The sequence below is a fragment of the Streptomyces lienomycini genome (genome assembly GCF_027947595.1).
Taxonomy (GTDB): domain Bacteria; phylum Actinomycetota; class Actinomycetes; order Streptomycetales; family Streptomycetaceae; genus Streptomyces; species Streptomyces lienomycini.
Map to the genome: position 1 here is coordinate 6,449,275 of NZ_CP116257.1, position 25,877 is coordinate 6,475,151.

The window sequence follows — 25,877 nt, forward strand, 5'->3', positions numbered from 1 at the left end:
CGCGTCAGGACCGCGTGCCGGCCGACTCCAGGAGGCGGTCCACGTCGTCGGAGTGGAGGGTCAGGGCCGCGCCGACCGTGGCCAGGGCGTCGCGTTCGGCGGGGGTGTAGGGGCCGTCGGCCAGGGCGATGCGGGCACCCTGGAGCAGGATGGACTCGCGGCCTACGGCGGCGAGGTGCGGGGCCAGCGGGTCGAGCGCCTCGTGCAGTTCTATCGCCAGGCCCGGCACGCAGGGCTCGCCCCGGACCCGGCCGGTGTCCGCCTCCAGCGCCTCGACGAGCGCGTTCAGCCGGTCCTCGGTGCAGTCCTCGAAGCCTGCCGCGCGCACGGCGACGGCCGCCGTCTCCAGCGACGTGCGGGAGCAGGTGCCGCCCGCGGTCAGGACCGCCAGGGCGACGGTGTGGACGGCGTCGCGGAGCATCACGGAGAAGCGGGTGGTGGTGGGGTGGTCCAGGGCGTCGGTGCCGTAGTGGTGGCGGCAGGCCGCGCACTCCACGGTGGGCGCGGACTCGCCGCGCGGCAGCACGGGCACGCCGAGGAGGACGAAGCGGCGACGGCCGGTGAGCCGCGTGTAGTTGCGGTCGCCGCCGCAGCCGGGGCAGAAGAACTCGCCGTCGCCCACGGGCGTCCACGCGGTGCGGGTGCCCAGGATGCGTGGCAGCCGGGCAGCTCGGCTGGTTCGTCCCCGTCCAGGCAGCACGTCGCACCTCCGTAACGGCGCGACAGCATCGTCGCGCTGGCGTGATGTTAGCCACATCACCGACGTGGAGTCAGTACCCAGGACGAGACCTTTCCGTGACCATCACGGATATATGGCCGGTATATGACGGGGTCCCGCCCGCCGGTTTCCGGCGGGCGGGACCTCAAACCGCTGATTCGGCTGGTCAGCGGGTCGCGCGGTTGACGGCGGAGACGACGGCCTTCAGCGAGGCGCGCGTGGTGTTCGCGTCGATTCCGATCCCCCACAGCACCTTGTCGCCGATCGCGCACTCGATGTAGGAGGCGGCCTGCGCGGAGGCGCCCTCGCTCATCGTGTGCTCCTGGTAGTCCAGCAGCCGTACGTCGATGCCGACGCCCTGCAGCGCGTGGAAGAACGCCGAGATCGGACCGTTGCCGGTGCCGACCAGGGTGGTCTCCGCGCCGTCGACCGTGGCGTCCACGGTGAGGGTGTCGACGCCGTCGCGGTCGGTCGTGGTCTGCCCGTTGGCGACCTGGAGGCGGCCCCAGGGGTTGTCCGGGTTGGGCAGGTACTCGTCCTGGAAGACGTCCCAGATCGCCGTCGGCGTGATCTCGCCGCCCTCGGCGTCCGTCTTGGCCTGGATGAGCTTCGAGAACTCGATCTGCATCCGGCGCGGCAGGTCCAGGCTGTGGTCGTTCTTCAGGACGTAGGCGATGCCGCCCTTGCCGGACTGCGAGTTGACGCGGATGACCGCCTCGTAGGAGCGGCCGACGTCCTTCGGGTCGATCGGCAGGTACGGGACGGCCCACTCGATGTCGTCGACGGTGACGCCCCTGGCCGCCGCGTCGGCCTCCATCGCGTCGAAGCCCTTCTTGATGGCGTCCTGGTGGGAGCCGGAGAAGGACGTGTAGACCAGGTCGCCCACGTACGGGTGGCGCGGGTGGACCTCCATCTGGTTGCAGTACTCCCACGTGCGACGGATCTCGTCGATGTCGGAGAAGTCGATCTGCGGGTCGACGCCCTGGGAGAACAGGTTCATGCCCAGGGTGACCAGGTCGACGTTGCCGGTGCGCTCGCCCTGCCCGAACAGGCAGCCCTCGATGCGGTCGGCGCCGGCCATCAGCGCCAGCTCGGCCGCCGCCACCGCCGTACCGCGGTCGTTGTGCGGGTGGACGGACAGGCAGACGTGCTCGCGGCGGGACAGGTTGCGGCCCATCCACTCGAAGCGGTCGGCGTGCGTGGACGGGGTGGAACGCTCCACGGTGGCGGGCAGGTTGAGGATGATCTCGCGGCCGGGGCCGGGCTGGTAGGTGTCCATCACCGCCTCGCAGACCTCCAGGGCGAAGTCCAGCTCGGTGTCGGTGAAGATCTCGGGGCTGTACTGGTAGCCGAACTCCGTCTCCGGGCCCAGCAGTTTCTCGGCGTACTCCATCACCAGGCGGGTGCCGTCGACCGCGATCTGCTTGATGTCATCGCGCGAGCCGCGGAAGACGACCCGGCGGAAGACCGGCGCGGTCGCGTTGTACAGGTGGACGGTGGCCCGCCGGGCGCCCTTCAGGGACTCCACCGTGCGCTCGATCAGGTCCTCGCGGGCCTGGGTCAGTACGGAGATGGTGACGTCGTCCGGGATGGCGTCCGGGTCCTCGATGATGGACCGCACGAAGTCGAAGTCGGTCTGGCCGGAGGCCGGGAAGCCGACCTCGATCTCCTTGTAGCCCATCCTGACCAGCAGGTCGAACATGGCGCGCTTGCGGACCGGCGACATGGGGTCGATCAGGGCCTGGTTGCCGTCGCGCAGGTCGGTGGAGAGCCAGCGGGGGGCGGTGGTGATCCGCTGCTGGGGCCAGGTGCGGTCGGCGATGTCGACCTGCTCGTAGCCGCGGTACTTGCCGGTCGGCATGGGGCTGGGCTGCTGGCGGTTGGCCATGATGGCGTGGGCTCCTCGTGATGTCCGCGGTGTCAGCGGGTGACGGCGGTGTCACCGACCTCAGCGTGTGACGTCCGCGTGTCCGGAAGGACGGCCGACGGCACCACCAAGCTCCGCGGGGAGGGAGTCGGCCTCTACAGGCCCTCGCCGCGGCAGCTAAGGAGAAGCAGCCCGAATCGCATGATGCCCAGCACCCTAGCCGAGTCACGCGGGTCACGCGGGTCCGTATCAGTATGCGGGACCACGGAGGCAACCGGGACAAAAAGTGCCGTATACCACTCGTGGCCGGTCACGGGCGGCTCTTGCCGCCGCATTTCATCAATCATGGTTGCCGCTAGTGACAGCACGGTCACACAGTGCGAAAGTGCCGGACATGACGACATACGGGGGCTTCCAGCCCGTCTTCTGCACGATCGTCCCGCCCCACGTCCTCGACCGGCTCGCCCAGCACGCCGACCCCGTGCTCGCCGGGCCCGCCCGCCGCACCCTGCAGCGCGACGCCCTCGAACGCACCCGCCGCGGACTGACCACGGTCGTCGGCGCCCCCGCCGTGGCCCCGCTCGCCGGCGCCGAGCCCGGGAAGCCGCAGCGCACGATCTACGACGCCCGGCACGGCACCGACCTGCCGGGCCGCAAGGTGCGCGGCGAGGGCGACGAACCCGGCCAGGACGCCACCGTGAACCGGGCCTACGCGGGCCTGGGCGCCACCTTCGAGCACTACCTCAAGGTGTACCGGCGCGACTCCATCGACGGCGCCGGGCTGCCGCTGGACGCGACCGTGCACTACGACCGCGAGTACAACAACGCGTTCTGGAACGGCGAGCAGATGGTCTTCGGCGACGGGGACGGGGAGATCTTCCTCGACTTCACCCTCGCCCTGGACGTGATCGGCCACGAGCTGACCCACGGCGTCACCCAGCACACCGCCAACCTGACCTACTACGGCCAGCCCGGCGCCCTCAACGAGTCGCTGTCCGACGTCTTCGGCTCCCTCATCAAGCAGTACGCGCAGGGCCAGAGCGCCACCGAGGCCGACTGGCTGATCGGCGCCGGGCTGCTCGCCCCGCGCGTGACGGGCGAGGCGCTGCGCTCCATGAAGGCCCCGGGCACGGCGTACGACGACGACGTGCTCGGCAAGGACCCGCAGCCCGCGACGATGGACGACTACGTGCGCACCGGCCGCGACAACGGCGGCGTGCACATCAACTCCGGCATCCCCAACCACGCCTTCTACCTCCTCGCCACCGAACTCGGCGGGCACGCCTGGGAGCGTGCCGGGCAGCTCTGGTACGACGTGCTGACCGGCGGCGAGCTGGCCCAGGACGCGTCGTTCACGGACTTCGCGACCCTGACGGTGAAGGCCGCCCGGGAGCGCTACGGCGACGCGGCGGAGCTGGAGGCGGTGGGCAAGGCCTGGGAGCAGGTCGGGGTGCCCACGGCGTAGTTTCGTACTAGACAGGGTCCATGCGGATTCAGGTGAGGCGCACAGGAGGCTTCGCGGGCATCGAACGCCACGCGGAGGTCGAGACCGCGGGACGCCCCGACGCCGCCGAGTGGCACGCCCTGGCCGAGCGGGCGGTCGCCGACGGTCGGGGCACGCCGCCGGTCGGGGTACCGGACGGGTTCAGCTACCAGCTCACCGTGGACGGGAAGACGGTGTACGCCGCCGATCCCCGGCTGACGGACGAGCAGCGCACGCTGATCTCGCGGGTACTGAAGGAGGGCGCGTAACGCCGGTCGGGTGCACGGGCGTTGACTTCCCTTACCGCGGGTACGGATGATCCGCGCATGGCGACTGACGCGATGCCCCGGTTCCCGGACGGCTTCCTCTGGGGCGTGTCCACGTCCGCGCACCAGATCGAGGGGGCGGCCGGGCTGCGGGGGCCGTCCGTGTGGGACGCCTTCACCGCCGAACCGGGGCGGGTGAAGGACGGCTCGACGGCGGCGGTGGCCTGCGACCACTACCACCGCTACCGCGAGGACGTGGCGCTGCTCGCCGGCCTCGGCGTGGACGCGTACCGCTTCTCGGTCTCCTGGCCGCGGGTGGACTCCCCCGGCGGCCTCGACTTCTACGACCGGCTGGTGGACGCGCTGTGCGCGGCGGGCGTGCGGCCGGTGCCGACGCTCTTCCACTGGGACCTGCCGGCGGGCCTCGACTGGCTGGAGCGGGACACGGCGTCGCGGTTCGCCGAGTACGTCTCGGTGGTCGCGGACCGCCTCGGCGACCGGGTCGGCAAGTGGATCACCCTGAACGAGCCCGCCGAGCACACCCTGCTGGGCCACGCGCTGGGCACCCACGCCCCCGGCCGTACGCTGCTGTTCGACGCCCTTCCGGCCGCCCACCACCAGCTGCTCGCGCACGGCCTGGCGGTGCGGGCCCTGCGCGCGTCCGGCGCCGCGGACGTCGGGATCGCCAACTCGCACGGTCCGACCTGGCCCGCCTCGGACGACCCGGCGGACCGGGAGGCCGCGGACTTCTACGACCTCCTGCTGAACCGGATGTTCGCCGATCCGCTCCTGACCGGGCGGTACCCGGAGGGCGTCGGGGACCTCATGCCCGGTTCCGCCGAAAGGGTCGAGGCCGACCTGGAGGTCATCTCGGAGCCGCTGGACTGGTACGGCGTGAACTACTACGCGCCGACGCGGGTGGGCGCCCCGCAGGGTGCGGAGATCGAGTCCGGCGGGGTGACGCTCCCGGCCGGACTGCCCTTCTCGGTGCGGCAGATCGAGGGCCGGCCACTGACGGACTTCGGCTGGCCCGTCGTCCCGGAGGGGCTGACGGAGCTGCTCACCGGCTTCCGCGACCGCTACGGCGACCGCCTTCCGCCGGTCGTGATCACGGAGAACGGCTGCTCCTACGAGGGCCTCGACGACCGGGACCGCATCGCCTACCTGGACGGGCACGTGCGCGCCCTGCATCGGGCGATCGAGGCGGGTGTGGACGTGCGCGGCTACTTCGTGTGGTCGCTCCTGGACAACTTCGAGTGGGCCGAGGGGTACGCCCGCCGCTTCGGACTGGTACACGTGGACTTCACGACGCTGGCGCGCACGCCCAAGGAGTCGTACGGGTGGTTCCGGGACCTGCTCGCCGGGCAGCGACGGGTACCGGTCGGATAAACCCCTCGGTGCTGTCGGCGGGGAGTCGTACGCTGGGAGACAGCAGACACACCCGTCACGCGGCGCGCGCCGCAGAGGAGGACGAGCAGGCCTAGAGCGCCGGCCCATGACTCAGACACCCTCAGCCCCCACCCCCGCGCAGGGGCAGGCGAGAGCACAGATCACGGTCCCCGCCCAGCACCCCATGGTGACCGTGCTGGGTTCCGGAGACTCCCTCCTGCGTGTGATCGAGAAGGCCTTCCCGGCGGCCGACATCCATGTCCGGGGCAATGAGATCAGCGCCGTCGGCGACACCCATGAGGTCGCCCTCGTACAGCGCGTGTTCGACGAGATGATGCTGGTGCTCCGCACCGGGCAGCCGATGACGGAGGACGCAGTGGAACGCTCGATCGCCATGCTCAAGGCGAGCGAGAACGGGGAGAGCGACGGCCAGGAGACCCCGGCCGAGGTGCTCACGCAGAACATCCTGTCCTCGCGCGGCCGCACGATCCGCCCCAAGACGCTGAACCAGAAGCGGTACGTCGACGCGATCGACAAGCACACCATCGTCTTCGGCATCGGCCCCGCGGGCACCGGCAAGACCTACCTGGCGATGGCCAAGGCGGTGCAGGCCCTGCAGTCCAAGCAGGTCAACCGCATCATCCTGACCCGCCCGGCGGTCGAGGCCGGTGAGCGGCTCGGCTTCCTGCCGGGCACGCTGTACGAGAAGATCGACCCGTATCTGCGCCCGCTGTACGACGCGCTGCACGACATGCTCGACCCGGACTCGATCCCGCGGCTGATGGCGGCCGGGACGATCGAGGTCGCGCCGCTGGCGTACATGCGCGGCCGCACGCTGAACGACGCGTTCATCATCCTGGACGAGGCCCAGAACACCAGCCCCGAGCAGATGAAGATGTTCCTCACCCGGCTCGGCTTCGAGTCGAAGATCGTGATCACGGGTGACGTGACGCAGGTCGACCTGCCCGGCGGCACGAAGTCGGGGCTGCGGCAGGTGCAGGAGATCCTGGAGGGCGTCGAGGACGTCCACTTCTCCCGGCTCACGTCGCAGGACGTCGTCCGGCACAAGCTGGTGGGCCGTATCGTCGACGCCTACGAGCAGTACGACAGCAGGAACGGCACCGAGAACGGCGGCCACAACGGCGGCCGGACACCGAGACACGGTGCCAAGGCCAAGGGGAAGTAGACCAGCACGACCATGTCGATCGACGTCAACAACGAGTCCGGAACCGAGGTCGACGAGCAGGCGATCCTCGACATCGCCCGCTACGCGCTCGCGCGGATGCGCATCCACCCGCTCTCCGAACTGTCGGTGATCGTCGTGGACGCCGACGCCATGGAGCAGCTGCACATCCAGTGGATGGACCTGCCGGGGCCCACCGACGTGATGTCCTTCCCGATGGACGAGCTGCGGCCGCCGTCGAAGGACGAGGAGGAGGCCCCGCAGGGGCTGCTCGGCGACATCGTCCTGTGTCCGGAGGTCGCCGCCCGGCAGGGCACCGAGGCGGCGACGCGGCACTCCATGGACGAGGAGCTCCAGCTCCTGACCGTGCACGGGGTGCTGCACCTGCTCGGGTACGACCACGAGGAGCCGGACGAGAAGGCCGAGATGTTCGGTCTGCAGGCCGCCATCGTCGACGGCTGGCGTGCGGAGAGGGGCCTGACCGGCCCGTCCCCGGCCCCGACGGTCTCATGAGCCTCCCGCTCGTCGCCGGTGCCGTCGCCCTGGTGGTGGTCGCCTGGCTGGCCGCGTGCGCGGAGGCGGGACTCGCGAGGGTCTCCAGCTTCCGCGCCGAGGAGGCGGTACGGTCCGGGCGCCGGGGCGGCGAGAAGCTCGCCCAGGTCGCCGCCGACCCGACGCGCTACCTCAACGTGGCGCTGCTGGTCCGCGTCGCCTGCGAGATGGCGGCCGCCGCGCTGGTCACGTACGCCTGCCTGCGGCAGTTCGACGGCACCGCCGAGGCGCTGGTGATCGCCATCGCGGTGATGGTGCTGCTCTCCTACGTGGCCGTCGGGGTGTCGCCGCGCACGATCGGGCGCCAGCATCCGCTGAACACGGCGACGGCCGCGGCGTACGTGCTGGTGCCGCTGGCCCGGGTGATGGGCCCGATCCCGTCGCTGCTCATCCTCATCGGCAACGCGCTCACGCCCGGCAAGGGCTTCCGCCGGGGCCCCTTCGCCTCGGAGGCGGAGTTGCGGGCGCTGGTGGACTACGCGGAGGCGGAGTCGCTGATCGAGGCCGACGAGCGCCGCATGGTGCACTCGGTGTTCGAGCTGGGCGACACGCTCGTGCGGGAGGTCATGGTGCCGCGCACCGACCTCGTCGTCATCGAGCGGTACAAGACCATCCGGCAGGCCCTCACCCTCGCCCTGCGCTCCGGTTTCTCCCGGATACCGGTCACCGGGGACAGCGAGGACGACATCGTCGGCATCGTGTACCTGAAGGACCTGGTCCGCAGGACGCACATCAGCCGGGACGCGGAGAGCGACCTCGTCTCCACCGCGATGCGGCCCGCGTCCTTCGTGCCCGACACGAAGAACGCCGGTGACCTGCTGCGCGAGATGCAGAAGGAACGCAACCACGTCGCCGTCGTCATCGACGAGTACGGCGGCACGGCCGGCATCGTCACCATCGAGGACATCCTGGAGGAGATCGTCGGCGAGATCACCGACGAGTACGACCGGGAGCTGCCGCCGGTGGAGGAGCTGGGCGAGGACCGCTTCCGGGTGACCGCCCGCCTGGACATCACCGACCTGGGCGACCTGTACGGCCTGGACGAGTACGACGACGAGGACGTGGAGACGGTCGGCGGTCTGCTGGCCAAGGCGCTGGGCCGGGTTCCGATCGCCGGGGCCTCGTCGATCGTGGAGCTGCCGGACGGCCGGGAACTGCGGCTGACCGCGGAGGCCGCCGCGGGCCGCCGGAACAAGATCGTGACGGTGCTGGTGGAGCCGGTCGCCGCGGCGAAGCCGGCCGAGGAGGCCGGCTCCGAATGACCCCGGCCAAGCTGCGCGACTTCTGCCTCTCCTTCAACGCGGCGGAGGAGGACTTCCCCTTCAACCCGGAGACCTCGGTCTTCAAGGTGCTGGGGAAGATGTTCGCGCTCACCTCGCTGGACGGGCGCCCGCTCACCGTCAACCTCAAGTGCGACCCGGACGACGCCCTCCGGCTGCGGCGCGAGCACCCGGAGCTGATCGTCCCGGGCTGGCACATGAACAAGCGGCACTGGAACACGGTGACGGTGGGCGGCGGTCCCGGCGGCGGGCTCCCGGACCGTGTCGTCCGGGAGCTCGTGGAGGACTCGTACGACCTGGTGGTCGCCGGTCTACCGCGCGCGGAGCGGCTCCGCCTCGACCGCCCCTGAACCGGGGCCCGTGGCAGCGCTCCGTATGCTGCCCCCATGACCGAGACTCCCGACCTCCAGCCCGAGGACCGCAAGATCGTCACCCTGGCCCGCTCGGCCCGCGCCCGCAACGGCGTGCCCGAGGGCGCGGCGGTACGCGACGAGACCGGCCGTACGTACGTCGCCGGGACCGTCGCCCTGGATTCCCTCCATCTCAGCGCGCTGCGCACGGCGGTGGCGATGGCGGTGGCGTCCGGTGCGAAGTCGCTGGAGGCGGCGGCCGTGGTGACGGAGGCGGAGTCGGCGGCGGCGGAGGACCTGGCGGCGGTCCGGGACCTGGGCGGCCCGGAGACGCCGGTGCTGGTGGCCGGGCCGGACGGGACCGTACGGGAGACGGTCGGCGCGGGCTGACGACGGACAGCGGCCCTCAGGATTCCGTCCGCGGCCGGAGCGTGAACTCGCACCAGACCGCCTTGCCGGGCGCCCGCTCCCGCACACCCCACCCGTCGGACAGCGCGGCCACCAGCAGCAGCCCCCGGCCGCCCTCGTCCCGCCCGTCCCGCCCGCCGGTGATGCGCGGTACCCCGCCCCCGCTGTCGTGCACCTCGACCCGCAGCACCCTGCCGTCGTAGCGCAGGAAGAGCAGGAACAGCCGTCCGGGCGGTACGCCGTGCAGCAGCGCGTTGGTGACCAGCTCACTCACGCACAGCAGCACGTCGTCGCCGCGTTCGGTGTCGGCGAGCCCCCAGCCGGCCAGGGTCTCGTGGGCGTACCGCCTGGCGTCGGGCACGGCGCGGCGTTCACGGCGGAAGAACTTCTCCCGCAGCGGCGGGATGCGGAGCGTCTCGTTCACGGGACAAGAGTCACGTGGGGTGACTACCGTTTATCACCGGGTGAGCACGTACGGATTTTTTGTACGGGTTCGCGGTGGTCACGCACGGGCCCATGTGGGGAGGTGAGTCGGCATGAACTCCAGGAATCCTTCGCGCACCGCACGCAGTGCGCGCAAGAAGAACCTTTCGGCCATGCGGATGCTGGGCGGCCAGCTCGGCACCGCCCGGCGCGCGGCGGGGCTCACCCAACGCGAGCTGGGTGAGCGGCTGATGCTGGACGAGGAGACGGTCGCGTCGATCGAGCAGGGCCGCCGCCCGCTCAAGCCAGATTTGGCGGAGCTGCTGGACGAGCTGCTGGAGACGAGGGGCCTGCTGGCGGCGGGGGTGGCCAATCTCCCGGAGGTCGACCAGTTCCCGATGTGGGCGGAGCTGTACATCCAGCACGAGCGGGAGGCCGTAGCGCTGTCCTGGTACGACAACGCGGTCCTGCCCGGCCTGCTCCAGACGGAGGCGTACGCGCGTGCCGTCCTGCGCAACCGCGTCCCCGCCTACGACGAGGCCGAGGTCGAGTCCCGCACCGCCGCCCGCGTCGAGCGCCAGGAGATCCTGCACCGCGCCTGCCCGCCCACGCTGAGCTTCGTGGTGTGGGAGCCGGTGCTGCGCCTGGCGCTCGGCGGCCCGGACGTCCACACCGAGCAACTGCGCCACCTGCGCACGCTCGCCGAACTCCCCGGCCTGGCCCTCCAGTTCCTCCCCCTGGACAGCCCGCACCACGCGGGCCTGGACGGCCCGTTCATCCTCCTGGAGACCCCGGACCACCAGCATCTCGCCTACACGGAGTCGCAGCGCGGCAGCCAGTGGGTCTCCGGCCCGGACGAGGTGTCCATCCTGGCGCGCAAGTATGCGATGCTGCGGACACAGGCCCTGACCGTTCAGGACTCCCTGGGCCTGCTCGACCGTCTGCTAGGAGAGCGATGAACGCCAAAGCACTTCAGTGGTTCAAGTCGACCTACAGCGGCAGCGAGGGCGGCGCCTGCCTCGAAGTCGCCTACGCCTGGCACAAGTCCAGCTACAGCAGCGACGAGGGCGGGCAGTGCGTGGAGGTGGCCGCCTGCCCCCACACCGTCCACGTCCGCGACTCCAAGAACCCGGCCGCCGACGGCCCCACCTTCCAGGTCACCAGCGACGCCTGGGCCGCCTTCACGACGTTCGTCGGGTAGCACCCGGAGGGGGCGGCAGGGCTCCAGACAGTGCCACGCACATCGGGCGTGTGCGGCACGCCCGCGACGTGAAGACGATCCCGTGGACGCCCCGGATACGGGTGCGGAGGAATTTCGGGAGGCCGCTTACTGGCAGGCGCACGGAGTGCTGTCACAGACCGCGTGCGACTGGCAGCGTGCTGAGCTCACCGAACGTCCCGGCGTCTGCGGCGCACCTCCCGGCGTGGGGATCCGAGTGCGCCTGCGCCCGCCGCCGGCCCTGTCATGTACCCGCTAACCATGGACCGGAAGGCGGACTGTGCCGGGTGCGGACCGAGGCCGGTCGGCGGGGCTCCGTGGATCAGGGACAATGGGCGCCATGAGCGTTCGTACCCAGTCATCCGAAGAACCGGCCGAGACTGTTCACCGGGCCGGCTTCGCCTGCTTCGTGGGCCGCCCCAACGCGGGCAAGTCCACCCTCACGAACGCTCTGGTCGGGCAGAAGGTGGCGATCACCTCCAACCGCCCGCAGACCACCCGGCACACCGTGCGGGGCATCGTGCACCGGGAGGACGCGCAGCTGATCCTGGTGGACACCCCGGGGCTGCACAAGCCGCGCACGCTGCTGGGCGAGCGGCTCAACGACGTGGTGCGCACCACGTGGGCCGAGGTGGACGTCATCGGCTTCTGCCTGCCGGCGAACGAGAAGCTGGGCCCCGGCGACCGCTTTATCGCCAAGGAGCTGGCGGGGATCAGGAAGACCCCGAAGGTCGCGATCGTCACCAAGACCGACCTGGTGGACTCCAAGACGCTGGCCGAGCAGCTCATCGCGATCGACCAGCTCGGCCAGGAGCTGGGGATCGCCTGGGCGGAGATCGTCCCGGTGTCGGCCACCGGCAACCAGCAGGTGGACCTGCTCGCCGATCTGCTGGCCCCGATGCTGCCCGAGAGCCCCGCGCTCTACCCCGAGGGCGACCTGACGGACGAGCCCGAGCAGGTCATGGTCGCGGAGCTGATCCGCGAGGCCGCGCTGGAGGGCGTACGGGACGAGCTGCCGCACTCCATCGCGGTGGTCGTCGAGGAGATGCTCCCGCGCGAGGACCGCCCCGCCGACAAGCCCCTCCTGGACATCCACGCCAACGTCTACATCGAGCGCCCCAGCCAGAAGGGCATCATCATCGGCCCCAAGGGCAAGCGCCTGAAGGACGTCGGCATCAAGTCCCGCAAGCAGATCGAGGCGCTGCTCGGTACGCCGGTCTTCCTGGACCTGCACGTGAAGGTGGCGAAGGACTGGCAGCGCGACCCGAAGCAGCTGCGGCGGCTCGGGTTCTGACCCCGGCTTCCGGCTCCGCCAGTCCATCGGCAGACCATGACGGTGTGCACCACGGCCCGCTACCGGCCGCGGGCCCCGTCAGGTCTGCGAGGCGATGGGCTGATGGTTGCGCCCAACAACATCGACACCATCCTCAAACGCGCCGCCAACCCCGCGAATTTCATGGTCGCCGCAGCCCTGATTGTCGCGCAGCACCCTGGCGGTCAGCCTGCGTGTAAGAACTACCGAGAGAAGGGCAAGCGCCAGGATTTACCCATTCCCTTCGATTTGATGGCCACGCCACCTAAGATATTCCACCCACTCATCAGCGTCCCACCCATCGAGCCTCCCCCATGCGAACTCATCGACTATTGCGAGTTCGGTTTCGCCGATCCTCTCCCTCACCAGGCGAAGCGCTGACATCCCGTACAGCGAGCGCTCCGCTATCGCGACTACCGCCTGTACCCACTTCCCTACGGGGTGGCAAACCAGGGCTGTAACTGCTTCATCGCTACCGGCTAAATACCATTCATCCGAAGGTGACGTTCTCGTGGCACCTGAGACGAAATCGGCAAGCGTACCGTTCGGGTTCAGCATGTGGCGGATGGAAAGCGACTGGAGCGTTTTCGTCAAAGATCTACCCGTGCCACTCGTCCGGTAATTATCGAGTAGGACTTTTTCATATTCACCCCCTACAAGTCCAGCGAAAATATCGAATCCCAAGCGTTCTTCCGCTTTCAGGGACTGGGCTAGTGGATCCAGTGAGTCCAGGTCTTCGATGAGCCTGTTCAGGCGTGCTCGTTCCGGCGTCAACGCGAGGGACGGCAAGTCGTCTATGCCATCTCCAGCCCGGAAAAACTTTGACTCGAAACAAATGGGATCCCAAGTCGCGACCTCCCCGTGCTCGCGCTCGTCCACGCCTCGAAGGAGCCCGGCAGGAGTAACGATAGCCCCATCGTACTGAACGTCTGAGTCAAGAATCCTTGACAGCTTCGCTGCATCCGGTGATGGTTCGTGAATCGGTAGATAGCCTTGACGTCCATCACTGGCGTGGTAGTGGAGAATGACCTGAACCGACCCGCCACCGGAGGAAAAGTGCCCCTTGGGACCGAGACCGAGCGTAAATGAAACCTCTCGCCGGCATAGGTGGTCCAACACGAGGGCTGGATTAAGGGCGCGGGTCCTCCTTGAACCTTCCCTGAATGAGAAGGCATAATCTGCGTCAGGTGGAGCCGCCCCGCTACCGGCCGACCGTGTCATGCCTGGATGATGCACCACGGTGACACTGTCGAAGATGTAGTCGATATCGCCGACAGCCCCCAACCATACGGTCGATTTTTGCTTCTTTGATCCTCTGGGCGGACTGACTACTTTCCTGAGCTCGACCCTGGGGGGAGTGTTATCGATCCCGATTGGGGGCTGGGAGGAATAGTTGAAGTTGTACTGGGTGCCGTCAATCGATACAGCCGAGGAATTATGAATTTCCAATTCGGGGCTACATCCGCGCGGCGGAGCCTGACGCTCCGGTGCTGGTTGGCCGAGCGCTTCACTCGCGGCACCACGGGCGCCCTCGTCGGCCTGTCCCTGCTCGTGCGCGGATGAACCCTCATCCCGGTGACCTGTCATGTGTTGCACTATGCACTGTTTGGCGTCTACTCGTACCGGGTTTCCATTTGATGGAGATCACGTTCGACTCGGCTTGCAGTCCGAAGGCATGCGAGGTCTGGCACCCTGACAAGGTCAGTTTGCTGCATTGCGCACATATTCGAACACCGACTACCGTATCGTGACGACGTATCTTGGTGTTACGTGACAGGTCGACATGTGGGGGCTGCGTGGATTCGATCAGTTTGGTGATGACCGCGTTGGCCGCCGGGACTGCGGGTGGGTTGACCACGTCCGCGTCCTCAGCGGTGACGGACGCTTACGGGGCCCTTCGTGCTCGGCTGCGACAGCTCTTCGGGGATGATGAGCACGCTGTCGAGGTGTTGGAGCGTCATGAGGGAGATCCGGGGCAGTATCAGGAGCCGCTGCGATTGATGCTGGTGCGTGCTGACGCGGCGCGCGATGATGAAGTACTTTCAGCAGCTCGGGACCTGCTGGCCTCGGTGGCCTCTGACAGGCCCGCCAAGGAGAAGTACCACGTAGATGTACATAACTCACAAGGGGTGGCGGTCGGGAACGGCGTCACACAGCACAACGTCTTTCACAAGTAGAAGTACGACAGGACGTTTCCGTGGGTGTCCTTGACGTGGCCGAGGTTCCACCGCCAGGCCCCGTGCAGTGGGCGCTGGTGAAGATGGAGTGGTAGCAGTGATGCCGGTTCTGTGTGCAGTGCCGCCGGGCCGCACCGACGCCTGCACGGGCCGGCCCCTCTGACCCGGCCACTGGGCCATGCCGACGGTCAGGCCGGGCGGCGGAAGCCGATGGTCGGGACGGCCCGGCGCAGGGGCCAGGAGCCGGGCAGGTCGTCGGGGACGAGGTCGGCCAGGAAGGCGTAGCGGCGCAGGGCCGTGGGGTCCTGGCTCTCGACGGACTGGACCTTGCGCCACCAGGTGGCGATCTCGCCCCAGCCGGGCGCCGACAGCGAGCCGCCGAACTCCTGGACGGACAGGGCCGCGGTCAGGCCGGCGAAGGCGAGCCGGTCGGCGAGCGGCCAGCCGGCCAGGGTGCCGGTGACGAAGCCCGCGACGAAGACGTCGCCCGCGCCGGTCGGGTCGAGGGCCGCCACCTCGATGGCCGGGACCTCGGCGCTCTCCCCTGTGCGCCGGTCCACCGCGTAGGCGCCGTCCGCGCCGAGGGTGACCACGGCGAGCGGCACGTGCTCGGTCAGGGCGTGCGCGGCGGCGCGCGGGCAGGTGGCGCCGGTGTAGCGCATGGCTTCCTCCGCGTTGGGCAGGAACGCCTCGCAGTGCGCGAGGTCGGGCAGCCCGGCCAGGTCCCAGGCGCCGGTGTCGTCCCAGCCGACGTCGGCGAAGACGCGGGTGCCGCGGGAGGCGGCCTGGGCGATCCAGGGGGCGCGGACGCCGGGCGTGAGGGAGGCGACGGCGGCACGCGCGCGGGGCGGGCAGTCGGGGGACGGCTCCTCCGGCGGTGGCTCGTGGCCGTGGGAGACCATCGTGCGTTCCCCCTCGTACGCCATGGAGACCGTCACCGGGGAGTGCCAGCCGGGGACGGTGCGGGACGGGGACAGGTCGATGCCCTCGCCCTGGGCGAGCGCGTCCCAGCAGTAGTCGCCGTAGTGGTCGTCGCCGAACGCGGCGGCCAGCGAGGTGCGCAGGCCGAGGCGGGCCAGCGCGGTCGCCATGTTCGCCACGCCGCCCGGGCTGGACCCCATGCCGCGGGCCCAGGACTCGGTTCCGCGCACCGGGGCGGAGTCGAGCCCGGTGAAGACGACGTCGAGGAAGACGGTGCCCGTCAGGTACACGTCCCAGGGCGGGTCCTGCGGGGCGCGCAGGGCGGCGAGGGGGTCGACCTCGGGTCTGCGGTGCGATCCCTGGCCCTGGGCGTGGCGGTGTGTTCTCTCGTCGGCCGGCATGACGGGCATGGCGGGCACGTCGGAGGCGTCGGAGACGTCGGGCAGGTCGGACGTGGCGGGCACGTCGGACGTGGTGGACACAGTGGACACGGTGAACGCTGTCACGGTGCGCTCCCTGGCATGGTGCGGATCAGGCCAGTGTGCACCAAGCCGCCGACAACGCTGCGCAGGATCCGGGACCGTCGGTCACCAGCGCGGTACGGGCGGGGTGGCCCAGTGCGGGTCGGCGACCCGCATCGCGGCGGCGTCGTCGCGGTCGCGCAGGGTGCCGTCGTCGTCGAGCCATCGCCGGTGGAGGAACGCCAGCCGGTCGCGGTCGAGTTCGACGCCGAGGCCGGGGGCGTCGGAGACGGCGACCTTGCCGCCGTCGAAGGTGAGCCGTTCGGTGAGCACGTCCTCGGACTGCCAGGGGTAGTGGGAGTCGCAGGCGTGGTGGAGGTTCGGGACGGTGGCCGCGACGTGGGTCATGGCGGCGAGGCTGATGCCCAGGTGGGTGTTGGAGTGCATGGACACCCCGACGCCGAAGGTCTGGCAGACGGCGGCGAGTCGCCGGGTGTTGTGCAGCCCGCCCCAGTAGTGGTGGTCGCAGAGCACGACCTGGACGGCGCCCGTGCCGAACGCCTCCGGTATCTCGGCGAACGTCGTCACGCACATGTTGGTCGCGAGGGGCACCCCGGTCCGCGCGGCGACCTCGGCCATGGCCGGGGTGCCGAGGGCGGGGTCCTCCAGGTACTCCAGGACGTCCCCGAGTTCGGCGGCGACCTTCAGCGAGGTCTCCACGGACCAGGCGCCGTTGGGGTCCAGGCGCAGCGGGTGGCCGGGGAAGGCGTCGGCGAGGGCCCTGACGGCGGCGGTCTCCTCGTCGGGCGGGAAGACGCCGCCCTTGAGCTTGAAGGAGGTGAAGCCGTACCGCTCGGTGAAGGCGCGGGCCTGCTCGACCACGCCGGCCGGGTCGACGGCGGCACCCCAGTCGTCCTTCTCCGAGGCCACGCCCTCGGGGTGGTCGGCCCACTTGTAGAAGAGGTAGGCGCTGTACTCGACGGCGTCGCGGACCTTGCCGCCGAGCAGCGCGTGCACGGGCAGGCCGAGTGTCCTGCCGAGGGCGTCGAGGCAGGCGACCTCGAAGGCGGAGACGACGGACAGGCGCAGTTTGTCGGCGGTCTGGACGCCGCGCAGCCCGCCGACGTCGACCCGGCCGGAGACCCGGGAGGCGTGGACGGCGACCTCGTCGGCGAGCGCGAACAGGCCGTTCACGTCACTGACCTGACGGCCCACCAGTAGGTCGGCGAGGGGGCGGGCCAGTTCGAGGTACTTGGTGTCGCCGTAGGTCTCGCCGACGCCCCGGGTCCCGTCGGCCGTCTCGACCTCGACGATCAGGCGTGGAGTGTACGGCTGGTGCACACCTTGCGTGTTCAGCAGCGGCGGGTCCGCGACCAGGATCGGTGTGAGGTGGACGGCCGTGACGGTGAGATCGGCGGGCACGGGGCACCTTTCCTTCGTCCATGTAGGGGAATGGAGGCTAGGTAAGTGAATCCGTGACGTCAATGGTTCGGTGGCGTGCACCGAGGAATCGCCGCCCCGTTCCCGCTGTCCGGGACGACGGAGCGGCTCGCCTGCACCGAGATCGGCCATCGCAGCTACCCAGCCTCGAAGCACCCAAACGGCAATGTGATCTAGATCACACCAGCCCGCGTGTTTCCCGCCTCCCCGCGCTTGATACAAATTGCCCGCGCGGCCCTCTCGGTCGACGGTCGTCGCCCCCCTCTCCTCCCACTGTCCCTTTCGCATGCCCTGGGAACGCCCGTGTTCGCCCCCCGCACCACCCCCTGGCCCCTCGTCGCCCTTTTCACGGCCGGGTACCTGCCTCCGTATCTGCTGCCCACCACCGTCGGCAGACTCGACACCAGCCTTCCGTTGTCCACCACACAGGCGGGCGCCGTCGGCAGCGCGCTGCTGCTGAGTTCGGCGTCCGCGGGCTTCCTGCTGGCCTCCCGGGTGCAGCGGGCCGGCGCCCGGACGCTGGCCCGGTTCGGGCTCGCGCTGGCCGTCCTCGGCTACGGCGCCGCCGCGCTGACCACCGCCGTTCCGGCCGTCGTCGTCGGCGCGGTGGTGGGCGGTTTCGGGTCGGGGACGGCCACGACGGTCGCCGCGACCCGGATCGCCGCGGAGAGGGATCCGCACCGGGCCTCCACGCTGGGCCTGCTGAGCGTCTCCGCGCTGGCCGGCGTGGTGTATCTGACGGTGCCGCACCTCGGCCGGGGGCACGGGCTGCCGCTGGCCGCGATCGCCCTGACCGCGTTGGCGGTGTGGCCGCTGGCCGGCCGCCTGCCGGGCGCGGCGACCGACTGCCCCGCCGAGCCCGGGGCCGACGGCATCGCGGGCGCCGACGGAACCGGCGTCCCGCTCCCCCGCCGCCGCTCGGGGCTGGTCCTCGCCGTCACCGTGCTGTGCTGGTCCCTCGCGCAGAACTCCCTGTGGGGCGTCAGCGGCCGGATCGGACTGACGCAGGCCGGTCTGGGCGACGCCGCCCTCGGCGTCGTGTTCGCCGTCGCGCTGGGCGCGGGCCTGGTGGGTGTGCTGGTGGCGGGTGCGCTCGGGCCGCGGCTGGGGCGGGCGATGCCTGTCGGCGCCGGCACGGTGCTCATCGCGGGCTGCATCGCGGTGAGCGCGTCCGCGACCACCCCGACGGCCTTCGCGGCCGGCGAGATCGCCTGGAACACCTTCTACCCGGTCGTGCTGTCGTACCTGATCGGCCTCGCCGCCTCGCTGGACCCGCGCGGCCGGTGGGCGGTGCTCGTCGGCTCGGCGTCCTCGCTGGGCACGGCGGCCGGGCCGCTGACCGGCAGTGTGCTGTCGGCGCAGGCCGGTTACGCGGGCATGGGGCTGGTCCTGGCCGCCGGGCTGCTGCTGGTCGCCGCGCCGATGACCGCCGTCGCCCTGCACACCGGCGGGCGTCCGCTGCTGCCCGGCGCGATCCGCCGCCGCGGAGGCACCCCGGCCGCGCTGGTCGCCGCCGCCACGGGCACGCCGAGCGGTGCGGTGCCGGAGGTCGGCGCCGTGGAGCAGCCGGTCGTGGAGATCGACGTGGCGGCTCCCGCCCTGGCCGTCCAGGGCGCCTACGACACGGCGGGACCCCGGCAGGCGGCGGCCGCGCCGGGGCCCGGGACGGGCTGAGTCGCACGGCGTGGCGAGTCCTCCGGCGTGGCGAGTCCCATGGCGTGGCGAGTCCGACGCCGTGCCTTGGACCGCGCCGTGCGGCGTCCTACGCCGTCGGGAACTCGTACGCCTCGACGTCCGCGAGGTACCGGGCCCGCAGTTCCTCGTCGTCCTCCAGGAAGGAGGCGAGGAAGGAGTTGCGGGCCAGGTCCCGCAGCCGCTCCTCGGTCAGTCCGAGGGCCTGGCGCACGGCGTCGAAGTTGTCGCCGGCGTAGCCGCCGAAGTAGGCGGGGTCGTCGGAGTTGACCGTGCACACGAGGCCGGCGTCGAGCATCGCGGGCAGCGGGTGGTCGGCGAGGGTGTCGACCGTGCGCAGCCGCACGTTGGACAGCGGGCACAGGGTGAGCGGGACGCGCTCGCGCACCAGCCGCTCGACCAGCGCCGGGTCCTCCACCGAGCGCAGCCCGTGGTCGATCCGCTCGACGCCGAGGACGTCGAGGGCCTCGACGACGTACTCCGGCGGCCCCTCCTCGCCCGCGTGCGCGACCCGGCGCAGTCCGAGGGCGGCGGCGGCCTCGTAGACCTCGCGGAACTTGACCGGCGGGTGGCCGACCTCGGCGGAGTCCAGGCCGACGCCGGTGATGCGGTCCAGGTAGGGCTTCGCGGCGTCCAGGGTCTCCCGCGCCGACTCGGCGGACTCGTCGCGCAGGAAGCAGAGGATCAGCCGGGTGGAGACGCCGTGGTTCTCGCGGCTGCTGCCGAGCGCCCGCCACAGCCCCTCCACGACCGTGCCCATCTCCACGCCCCGGGCGAGGTGGGCCTGCGGGTCGAAGAAGATCTCGGCGTGCCGGACGCCCTGGGCCGCGGCGCGGGCGAGGTAGGCGTTGGCCAGGTCCTCGAAGTCCCGCTCGGTCCGCAGGACGGCCATCAGTTCGTAGTACAGGTTCAGGAAGGACTGGAGGTCCGCGAAGCGGTACGCCTCGCGCAGGGCGTCCTCGTCCGCGTACGGCAGGGACACGCCGTTGCGGGCGGCGAGCGCGAAGGCCAGCTCCGGTTCCAGGGTGCCTTCGATGTGGAGGTGCAGTTCAGCTTTGGGCAGGGGCATCAGAGCATCGTACGGCCGTTCTACCGGCGTTTCGGAACCGGGACGCGGGTGAGGTCGCGGGCGACGGTCAGCTCGCCCGCGTAACCGGCCGCGCGTGCCTGCCGTTCGAACTCCTCGGGGTCCGGGTAGCGCTGGCTGAAGTGGGTGAGCACCAGGTGCCGTACGCCAGCGTCCCGGGCCACGCGGGCGGCCTGCCCGGCGGTGAGGTGGCCGTGGTCGGTGGCGAGGGTCTCGTCCTCGTCGAGGAAGGTCGACTCGATGACGAGCAGGTCCGAGCCCTCGGCGAGCGCGTGCACGCCCTCGCAGAGCCGGGTGTCCATGACGAACGCGAACCGCTGGCCTCGGCGGACCTCGCTGACCTCGTCGAGCGGGACGCCGTGCAGCGAGCCCTCCCGCTGGATGCGGCCCACGTCGGGGCCCTTGATGCCGTGCGCGGCGAGGCGGTCGGGCAGCATGCGGCGGCCGTCGGGCTCGGTGAGCCGGTAGCCGTACGACTCGACGGGGTGGGACAGCCTGCGGGCGTCCAGGGTGTAGGCGGGGGTGACGGCGAGGGGGCCGTCCGAGTCGACCGGGGCCTCGGTGAGGGCGACGGTCTCGCGGTAGGCGGTGGCGTACCGCAGGCGTTCGAAGAAGCGATGCCCGGAGCGCGGGTAGTGGGCGGTGATCTCGTGCGGGACCCGGTCGAGGTTGATGCGCTGGATGACACCGGCGAGGCCCAGGCTGTGGTCGCCGTGGAAGTGTGTGACGCAGATCCGGTTCAGGTCGTGGGCGGCGGCCCCGGCGCGCAGCATCTGCCGCTGCGTGCCCTCGCCGGGGTCGAACAGGATGCCCTCGCCGTCCCAGCGGAGCAGGTAGCCGTTGTGGTTGCGGTGCCGGGTGGGGACCTGGCTGGCGGTGCCGAGGACGACGAGTTCGCGTGCGGACATCGTGGGTGGTCCGGTCTGGTCGGGTCTGTGGTCCGGTCAGGCTATCCGGGGGGCCATTCGAGGCCGCGGCCGCCGAGCACGTGGGCGTGCGCGTGCCAGACGGTCTGTCCCGCGCCGGTGCCGGTGTTGAAGACGGTGCGGTAGCTGTCCAGCTTCTCCTCGTCGGCGACGGCCCGGGTCTCGCGCAGGACGTCGGCGGCGAGCTGCGGGGCGTCGGCGGCCAGGGCTGCGGCGTCCTGGTGGTGGGCCTTGGGGATCACCAGGACGTGGGTGGGCGCCTGGGGGTTTATGTCCCGGAACGCGACGGTGGTGTCGGTCTCGCGGACGATCGTCGCCGGGATCTGGCCCGCGACGATCTTGCAGAACAGGCAGTCGTCCTGTGGCTCGCCTGTCATGGGGGCGGCTCCTTACGGTGGTGATCTTCTCCGGGCATCGTATCCGCCGCCCCGCGGCAGGCGGCCGCTGCGCGGTCAGGGCAGCGTGGGCGGTGTCTTCGCCGGGGTCTCCTCCAGTGCCGCCAGCGCGAGCGCGATCGCCTCGTCCAACTGGGGGTCGCGGCCCGCCGCGTGGTCCTGCGGGCGCTGCGGCACCTCCACGTCCGGGTCGACGCCGTGGTTCTCCACGCCCCAGCCGTACCCCTCCAGCCAGAACGCGTACTTCGGCTGCGTGATCAGGGTGCCGTCCACCAGTCGGTAGCGGCTGTCGATGCCGATGACTCCGCCCCAGGTGCGGACGCCGACGACCGGGCCGATACCCAGCGCCTTGATCGCAGCGTTGACGATGTCGCCGTCCGAGCCGGAGAACTCGTTGGCGACGGCGACGACCGGCCCGCGGGGCGCGTCCAGCGGATAGCTGGTCGGCCGCATGCCGCGCGGCAGGTCCCAGCCGACGATGCGCCGGGCCAGCTTCTCCACGACCAGTTGGGAGGTGTGGCCGCCGCGGTTCTCGCGGACGTCGACGACCAGGCCCTCCCCGGCGACCTCGACGCGCAGGTCGCGGTGGATCTGGGCCCAGCCCGGGGCCTGCATGTCCGGGACGTGGAGGTAGCCGAGCCGGCCGCCGGACTTCTCGTGGACGTAGGCGCGGCGGTCGGCGACCCAGGCGTGGTAGCGCAGCGGCTCCTCGTCGGCGAGCGGGACGACGACGGCGTGCCGCACCTCGCCGCCGCCGGACGGGGAGACGGTCAGCTCGACCGGCTTGCCCGCCGTGCCGACGAGCAGCGGGCCGGGACCGGTGACCGGGTCCACGGCCTGTCCCGCCACCGCGACGATCGCGTCCCCGGAGCGCACGGCGACACCGGGCGCGGCGAGCGGGGAGCGGGCGTCGGGGTCGGAGGTCTCCGAGGGCAGCACCCGGTCGATGCGCCAGGCGCCGTCCTCGTGGCGGGAGAGGTCGGCGCCGAGCAGGCCCTGCCGGGCGCCGGAGCCGTGGCCGCCGCGCGGGGTGACGTAGGCGTGCGAGGTGCCGAGTTCGCCGTGCACCTCCCACAGCAGGTCGACCAGGTCGTCGTGGGTGGCGACGCGGTCCAGGACGGGCCGGTAGCGGTCCAGGACGCCGTCCCAGTCGACGCCGTTCATGTCGGCCCGCCAGTAGTGGTCGCGCATGATGCGGCCGGTCTCGTCGAACATCTGCCGCCACTCGGCGGCCGGTTCGACGGTCTGCCGGACCCGGCCCAGGTCGACACTGATGTTGGTGTCGCTGTCCTCGTCGCCGGAGGCCCGCCGGTCGCTGGGTACGACCTTGAGCCGCCCGTCGGTCCACAGCAGGACCCGCTTGCCGTCGCCGCTGACCTCGAAGTGGTCGGCGTCGCCCGCGAGGTGCTCGACGCGCTGCTGGGCGAGGTCGTACCGCTCCAGCTCGGTGTTGGGGTCCGGGTCCTCCGGGTTGGCGCGGGAGGCGCCGAGGACGCCGGTGAGGGGGTGGCGCAGCCACAGGACGCCGTCCTTGGCGGCGCGCAGCCGGGAGTAGCGGGCGGCCTCGACCGGGAAGGGCACGATGCGGTCGGCGAGGCCCTCGATGTCGATCCGGGTGGTGGGGGTGCCCTCGCTGTCGGGGGTCTCCTCGCGGTCCGGCGTCTCGAACGGGCGGCCGTGGCGCTGCGGGCCGAAGGGCGAGGGGGTGGTCGCGGCGAGGGTGATCAGGTAGGGCCGGGCGCCCTCGACGAAGGCGAGGTCGAAGACGTGCTCGTCGTAGACCGGGTCGAAGGAGCGGGTGGAGAGGAAGGCGAGGTGCTTGCCGTCCAGGGTGAAGGCCGGGGAGTAGTCCTTGAAACGCAGCGGCGTCGCCTCGCTCACCGACAGGTCGGTGGTGTTGGCGAGCTTGAGCTGGCGCAGCGGGTCCGGGCCGGGGTGGGACCAGGCGAGCCAGGAGGAGTCGGGCGAGAAGACCAGGCCGGACGCGTCGCCGTCCTCGCTGCGGTCGACCTCGCGGACCTCGCCGCTCTCCCGCTCGACGAGCAGGACCCGCCCGTCGTGCGAGGCGACGGCGACGCGGCTGCCGTCGGGGGCCACGGCGAGGTGCAGCACGCGGCCGAGCTGCCCGGCGGCCAGGCGGCGTGCGGTGGCGCCGGGGGCGAGTCCGGTGGCGGGCGCGAACTCCAGGGCGTCGTCGCCCTCGGCGTCCGTCACCCACACCACCCATTCCTCGCCGTCGGCGCGGAAGGTGCGCGGCAGCCGGGTGCGTACGCCCGGGGTGGCCGCCAGCGCGCGGGCGGGTCCGGAGCGGTGGGTGACCCAGTGCACGCCGCCGCGTACGGCGACGGCGCTGCCGCGCGCGGTGTGGTCGGGGGACGCGGAGCCGAACCAGCGGGCGGCGTTGACCGGGTACGACTGGAGGTCGACACGGGCGCCGCCGAGCCGGATGTCCAGGCGGCGCGGTTCGGCGCCGTCGAGGTCGTCCAGGGTCCACAGCTCACCCGCGGACGCGTAGACGACGCGGCTGCCGTCGGTGGCGGCGTGCCGGGCGTAGAACCCGTCGACCGGTGTGTGCCGGCGCAGGTCGGAGCCGTCGGCGAGGGACGAGTAGAGGGCGCCGGTGCCCTCGTGGTCGGAGAGGAACGCGATCCGGTCGCCGACCCAGAAGGGGTACTCGACGTTGCCGTCGAGGTCGGCGTGCAGGCGGACGAACTCGCCGTCGTCCTCGCCGTCGATCCACAGCTTGCCCGCGGTGCCGCCCCGGTAGCGCTTCCACCAGGCGGCCTCGCGGCCCATCGGCGCGGAGAGGAGCACGGTGTGCGGGCCGTGGGCGACGTCACCCACGGGCCCGTACGGCAGGGTGGTGGCCGGTCCCCCGTCGAGCGGGACGGCGCGGGCCCAGCTGCGGCGCAGGCTGGCCTGGCCGTGGGTGCTCAGGGCGAGGACGCGGCCCTCGGCGGTCCAGCCGCGCACCTGGGTCCTGATGCTGCCCCAGTGGGTGAGGCGCTTGGCGGGACCGCCGTCGACGGGGGCGACGTGCACCTCGGGGGCACCGTCGCGGGTGGAGGTCCAGGCGACCGTGGTGCCGTCGGGCGAGATGCGCGGGTGGTTCACCGGCACGTTGTCGGCGCTGACCCGCCAGGCGCGGCCGCCGTCGAGCGGGGCGAGCCACACGTCGTCCTCGGCGGTGAAGGCGACCAACTCGCCGTGCGGGTGCGGAAAACGGAGGTAGGCAGGCGCTGCGGGCTGTGTCACCCCCCTAGCCTATGCAGGGGTGCGGCCCGCCGACAGAGGTTTGGATCACTTCCCGGCCGCGGACGGCCGGTGACCGCGACCGGCCCCGGCTACTTGCCCCGCACCGGTCCGCAGTGCGGGTCGTCGGGGCACCAGATGGTCCTGGTGACGGTCACGGTGGGCCCGGGCCCGTTGTGGGAGGGCCCGTTGTGGGAGGGCCCGTTGTGGGAGGGCCGGTTCACGGGCGGGGCGCTCGTGGCGTCGCAGTTGCCCACCCCCTTGACGCGGAACCACTCCTTGCCGTCCACCTTCGCGGTCAGGTTTCCGCGCACGCAGGCCCCGTTGACGACACGGGTGACCTCGCCGTCGACGGTGATGTCCTGGCCCGCGTCGGTCCTGCCCTCGCAGTGGACGGAGGCGGCGGTGCGCTCGGCCGCCGAGGCGGTGGCGGCCCTGTCGCCCAAGGAGGCGGTGCAGGTGAGCCAGCGCACCTCCGCCTTCTGCCGCTCCAGTTCGCGGGTCATGGTCTGGTCGGTGGTGTAGGCGACCGACGCGGAGCTGAGCCCGCCGCCCGGTTCGCACGCGACGAGACCGCCGACGGCGACGGCCGAGCCGACGACCACCGGAGCCATGCGCCAAATCCGCCTCAATGCCCCCATGGAGGGCAGCCTGCCACCGCCGCGGCACCGACGGTAGGGCGCTTACGGCCACTCCTCACTACCGTGGGGGCATGCGCGACGTACGTCGGCTCGGACGGCTCGTGCTGGACGGGACGGTCACCTTCCTGTGGTCGGTGCGTCACCGGCACAGCGTCACGGAGCCCTGCCAGGAGGTGCTCACCCTGTCCCGGGACGGGACGCGGATCCGGCCGCTCTTCCGGGGCGGCGCGGGGCGGGCCGTCCCCGACGGTTTCCCGCCCTCCGGCCGGGTGGCGCTCGGGGATGCCGGGCTCAACCTGCACGAACCGGGTGTCGTACGGGCCTTCGTCGACGAGGCGGCCCGGCGCGGGCTGCTGGAGCGGTCCGCCGACCTGGACGGCTGGGAGCTGTACCGGGCGGTGGCAGCCGCCCGGGCCGCCGGGGGCTGACCGGGCC

General features: G+C 71.4%; 25 protein-coding genes. 14 read left to right on the plus strand and 11 right to left on the minus strand.

The window, feature by feature from the left end:
• Window positions 1-4: 4 nt before the first annotated feature.
• Together BJ961_RS29460 and leuA are read right to left on the minus strand one after the other, a co-directional pair.
• A complete protein-coding gene (locus tag BJ961_RS29460) occupies window positions 5-700 on the minus strand; it encodes a TerB family tellurite resistance protein (RefSeq protein WP_271415823.1) in 696 nt (231 codons plus the stop codon).
• Window positions 701-884: 184 nt separating this feature from the next.
• Entirely contained in the window at window positions 885-2,606 is a 1,722-nt protein-coding gene (leuA, locus tag BJ961_RS29465; protein WP_271415824.1) for a 2-isopropylmalate synthase, read from the minus strand.
• A gap of 373 nt (window positions 2,607-2,979) precedes the next feature.
• On the opposite strand from leuA, the gene BJ961_RS29470 reads away from it, so the two are divergent.
• From BJ961_RS29470 to BJ961_RS29505, 8 genes are all read left to right on the plus strand, one after another.
• Window positions 2,980-4,050: a M4 family metallopeptidase gene (locus BJ961_RS29470; protein WP_271415825.1), complete on the plus strand. Its 1,071-nt coding sequence runs from the start codon at window positions 2,980-2,982 to the stop codon at window positions 4,048-4,050.
• A gap of 20 nt (window positions 4,051-4,070) precedes the next feature.
• Window positions 4,071-4,337: a protealysin inhibitor emfourin gene (locus BJ961_RS29475; RefSeq protein WP_271415826.1), complete on the plus strand. Its 267-nt coding sequence runs from the start codon at window positions 4,071-4,073 to the stop codon at window positions 4,335-4,337.
• Window positions 4,338-4,394: 57 nt separating this feature from the next.
• Window positions 4,395-5,723: a GH1 family beta-glucosidase gene (locus tag BJ961_RS29480; RefSeq protein WP_271415827.1), complete on the plus strand. Its 1,329-nt coding sequence runs from the start codon at window positions 4,395-4,397 to the stop codon at window positions 5,721-5,723.
• 106 nt (window positions 5,724-5,829) lie between these two features.
• The gene (locus tag BJ961_RS29485; protein ID WP_271415828.1) at window positions 5,830-6,909 is read left to right on the plus strand and encodes a PhoH family protein; all 1,080 of its coding nucleotides are present in this window, start codon (window positions 5,830-5,832) and stop codon (window positions 6,907-6,909) included.
• A gap of 12 nt (window positions 6,910-6,921) precedes the next feature.
• The gene (gene ybeY / locus BJ961_RS29490; RefSeq protein WP_271415829.1) at window positions 6,922-7,419 is read left to right on the plus strand and encodes an rRNA maturation RNase YbeY; all 498 of its coding nucleotides are present in this window, start codon (window positions 6,922-6,924) and stop codon (window positions 7,417-7,419) included.
• The gene (locus BJ961_RS29495; protein WP_271415830.1) at window positions 7,416-8,720 is read left to right on the plus strand and encodes a hemolysin family protein; all 1,305 of its coding nucleotides are present in this window, start codon (window positions 7,416-7,418) and stop codon (window positions 8,718-8,720) included. Before ybeY ends, BJ961_RS29495 begins: the two co-directional genes overlap by 4 nt.
• The gene (locus BJ961_RS29500; protein ID WP_271415831.1) at window positions 8,717-9,088 is read left to right on the plus strand and encodes an MmcQ/YjbR family DNA-binding protein; all 372 of its coding nucleotides are present in this window, start codon (window positions 8,717-8,719) and stop codon (window positions 9,086-9,088) included. The genes BJ961_RS29495 and BJ961_RS29500 overlap by 4 nt, the downstream gene beginning before the upstream one ends.
• Before the next feature lie 36 nt (window positions 9,089-9,124).
• Window positions 9,125-9,478, plus strand: coding sequence for a cytidine/deoxycytidylate deaminase family protein (locus tag BJ961_RS29505; RefSeq protein ID WP_271415832.1), 354 nt, complete (start codon window positions 9,125-9,127; stop codon window positions 9,476-9,478).
• 16 nt (window positions 9,479-9,494) lie between these two features.
• Here the strand turns inward: BJ961_RS29505 and BJ961_RS29510 are convergent, their stop codons facing one another.
• Window positions 9,495-9,920 carry an ATP-binding protein gene (locus tag BJ961_RS29510; protein ID WP_271415833.1) on the minus strand — a complete coding sequence of 142 codons (426 nt, stop codon included), beginning with the start codon at window positions 9,918-9,920 and terminating at the stop codon, window positions 9,495-9,497.
• Between the two features lie 112 nt (window positions 9,921-10,032).
• Here BJ961_RS29510 and BJ961_RS29515 point away from each other — a divergent pair, with 112 nt between their 5' ends.
• The 3 genes from BJ961_RS29515 to era all read left to right on the plus strand — a co-directional run bounded on the left by BJ961_RS29515 (window position 10,033) and on the right by era (window position 12,432).
• Window positions 10,033-10,878 carry a helix-turn-helix domain-containing protein gene (locus BJ961_RS29515; protein ID WP_271415834.1) on the plus strand — a complete coding sequence of 282 codons (846 nt, stop codon included), beginning with the start codon at window positions 10,033-10,035 and terminating at the stop codon, window positions 10,876-10,878.
• The gene (locus tag BJ961_RS29520; protein ID WP_271415835.1) at window positions 10,875-11,120 is read left to right on the plus strand and encodes a DUF397 domain-containing protein; all 246 of its coding nucleotides are present in this window, start codon (window positions 10,875-10,877) and stop codon (window positions 11,118-11,120) included. The genes BJ961_RS29515 and BJ961_RS29520 overlap by 4 nt, the downstream gene beginning before the upstream one ends.
• Before the next feature lie 358 nt (window positions 11,121-11,478).
• Window positions 11,479-12,432 carry a GTPase Era gene (era, locus tag BJ961_RS29525; RefSeq protein ID WP_271415836.1) on the plus strand — a complete coding sequence of 318 codons (954 nt, stop codon included), beginning with the start codon at window positions 11,479-11,481 and terminating at the stop codon, window positions 12,430-12,432.
• 249 nt (window positions 12,433-12,681) lie between these two features.
• Here the strand turns inward: era and BJ961_RS29530 are convergent, their stop codons facing one another.
• Window positions 12,682-13,899, minus strand: a complete 1,218-nt coding sequence (locus tag BJ961_RS29530; RefSeq protein WP_271415837.1) for a hypothetical protein — start codon at window positions 13,897-13,899, stop codon at window positions 12,682-12,684.
• A 347-nt stretch (window positions 13,900-14,246) separates the two neighbouring features.
• Between BJ961_RS29530 and BJ961_RS29535 the strand changes: the two genes are divergently transcribed.
• On the plus strand, window positions 14,247-14,627 hold the full coding sequence (locus BJ961_RS29535) for a hypothetical protein (RefSeq protein WP_271415838.1): 381 nt from the start codon (window positions 14,247-14,249) through the stop codon (window positions 14,625-14,627).
• 188 nt (window positions 14,628-14,815) lie between these two features.
• Here the strand turns inward: BJ961_RS29535 and BJ961_RS29540 are convergent, their stop codons facing one another.
• Both BJ961_RS29540 and BJ961_RS29545 read right to left on the minus strand, forming a co-directional pair.
• Window positions 14,816-15,949 carry a carbohydrate kinase family protein gene (locus BJ961_RS29540; protein ID WP_271417204.1) on the minus strand — a complete coding sequence of 378 codons (1,134 nt, stop codon included), beginning with the start codon at window positions 15,947-15,949 and terminating at the stop codon, window positions 14,816-14,818.
• 186 nt (window positions 15,950-16,135) lie between these two features.
• Window positions 16,136-17,431 (minus strand): glucarate dehydratase family protein, encoded by a 1,296-nt coding sequence (locus BJ961_RS29545; protein ID WP_271415839.1) that lies wholly within the window; start codon window positions 17,429-17,431, stop codon window positions 16,136-16,138.
• A 321-nt stretch (window positions 17,432-17,752) separates the two neighbouring features.
• Between BJ961_RS29545 and BJ961_RS29550 the strand changes: the two genes are divergently transcribed.
• The gene (locus BJ961_RS29550) at window positions 17,753-19,123 is read left to right on the plus strand and encodes an MFS transporter (protein WP_271415840.1); all 1,371 of its coding nucleotides are present in this window, start codon (window positions 17,753-17,755) and stop codon (window positions 19,121-19,123) included.
• A gap of 88 nt (window positions 19,124-19,211) precedes the next feature.
• Here BJ961_RS29550 and BJ961_RS29555 read toward each other — a convergent pair whose 3' ends face one another.
• The 5 genes from BJ961_RS29555 to BJ961_RS29575 form a co-directional block, all read right to left on the minus strand.
• Window positions 19,212-20,210, minus strand: coding sequence for an adenosine deaminase (locus tag BJ961_RS29555; protein WP_271415841.1), 999 nt, complete (start codon window positions 20,208-20,210; stop codon window positions 19,212-19,214).
• A 20-nt stretch (window positions 20,211-20,230) separates the two neighbouring features.
• A complete protein-coding gene (locus BJ961_RS29560) occupies window positions 20,231-21,136 on the minus strand; it encodes a ribonuclease Z (protein WP_271415842.1) in 906 nt (301 codons plus the stop codon).
• A gap of 41 nt (window positions 21,137-21,177) precedes the next feature.
• The gene (locus BJ961_RS29565; protein WP_271415843.1) at window positions 21,178-21,531 is read right to left on the minus strand and encodes a histidine triad nucleotide-binding protein; all 354 of its coding nucleotides are present in this window, start codon (window positions 21,529-21,531) and stop codon (window positions 21,178-21,180) included.
• A gap of 75 nt (window positions 21,532-21,606) precedes the next feature.
• A complete protein-coding gene (locus tag BJ961_RS29570) occupies window positions 21,607-24,804 on the minus strand; it encodes a S41 family peptidase (protein WP_271415844.1) in 3,198 nt (1,065 codons plus the stop codon).
• A gap of 89 nt (window positions 24,805-24,893) precedes the next feature.
• Window positions 24,894-25,415 (minus strand): hypothetical protein, encoded by a 522-nt coding sequence (locus BJ961_RS29575; RefSeq protein WP_271415845.1) that lies wholly within the window; start codon window positions 25,413-25,415, stop codon window positions 24,894-24,896.
• A gap of 98 nt (window positions 25,416-25,513) precedes the next feature.
• On the opposite strand from BJ961_RS29575, the gene BJ961_RS29580 reads away from it, so the two are divergent.
• Entirely contained in the window at window positions 25,514-25,870 is a 357-nt protein-coding gene (locus BJ961_RS29580) for a hypothetical protein (protein WP_271415846.1), read from the plus strand.
• The last annotated feature ends 7 nt before the right edge of the window (window positions 25,871-25,877 follow it).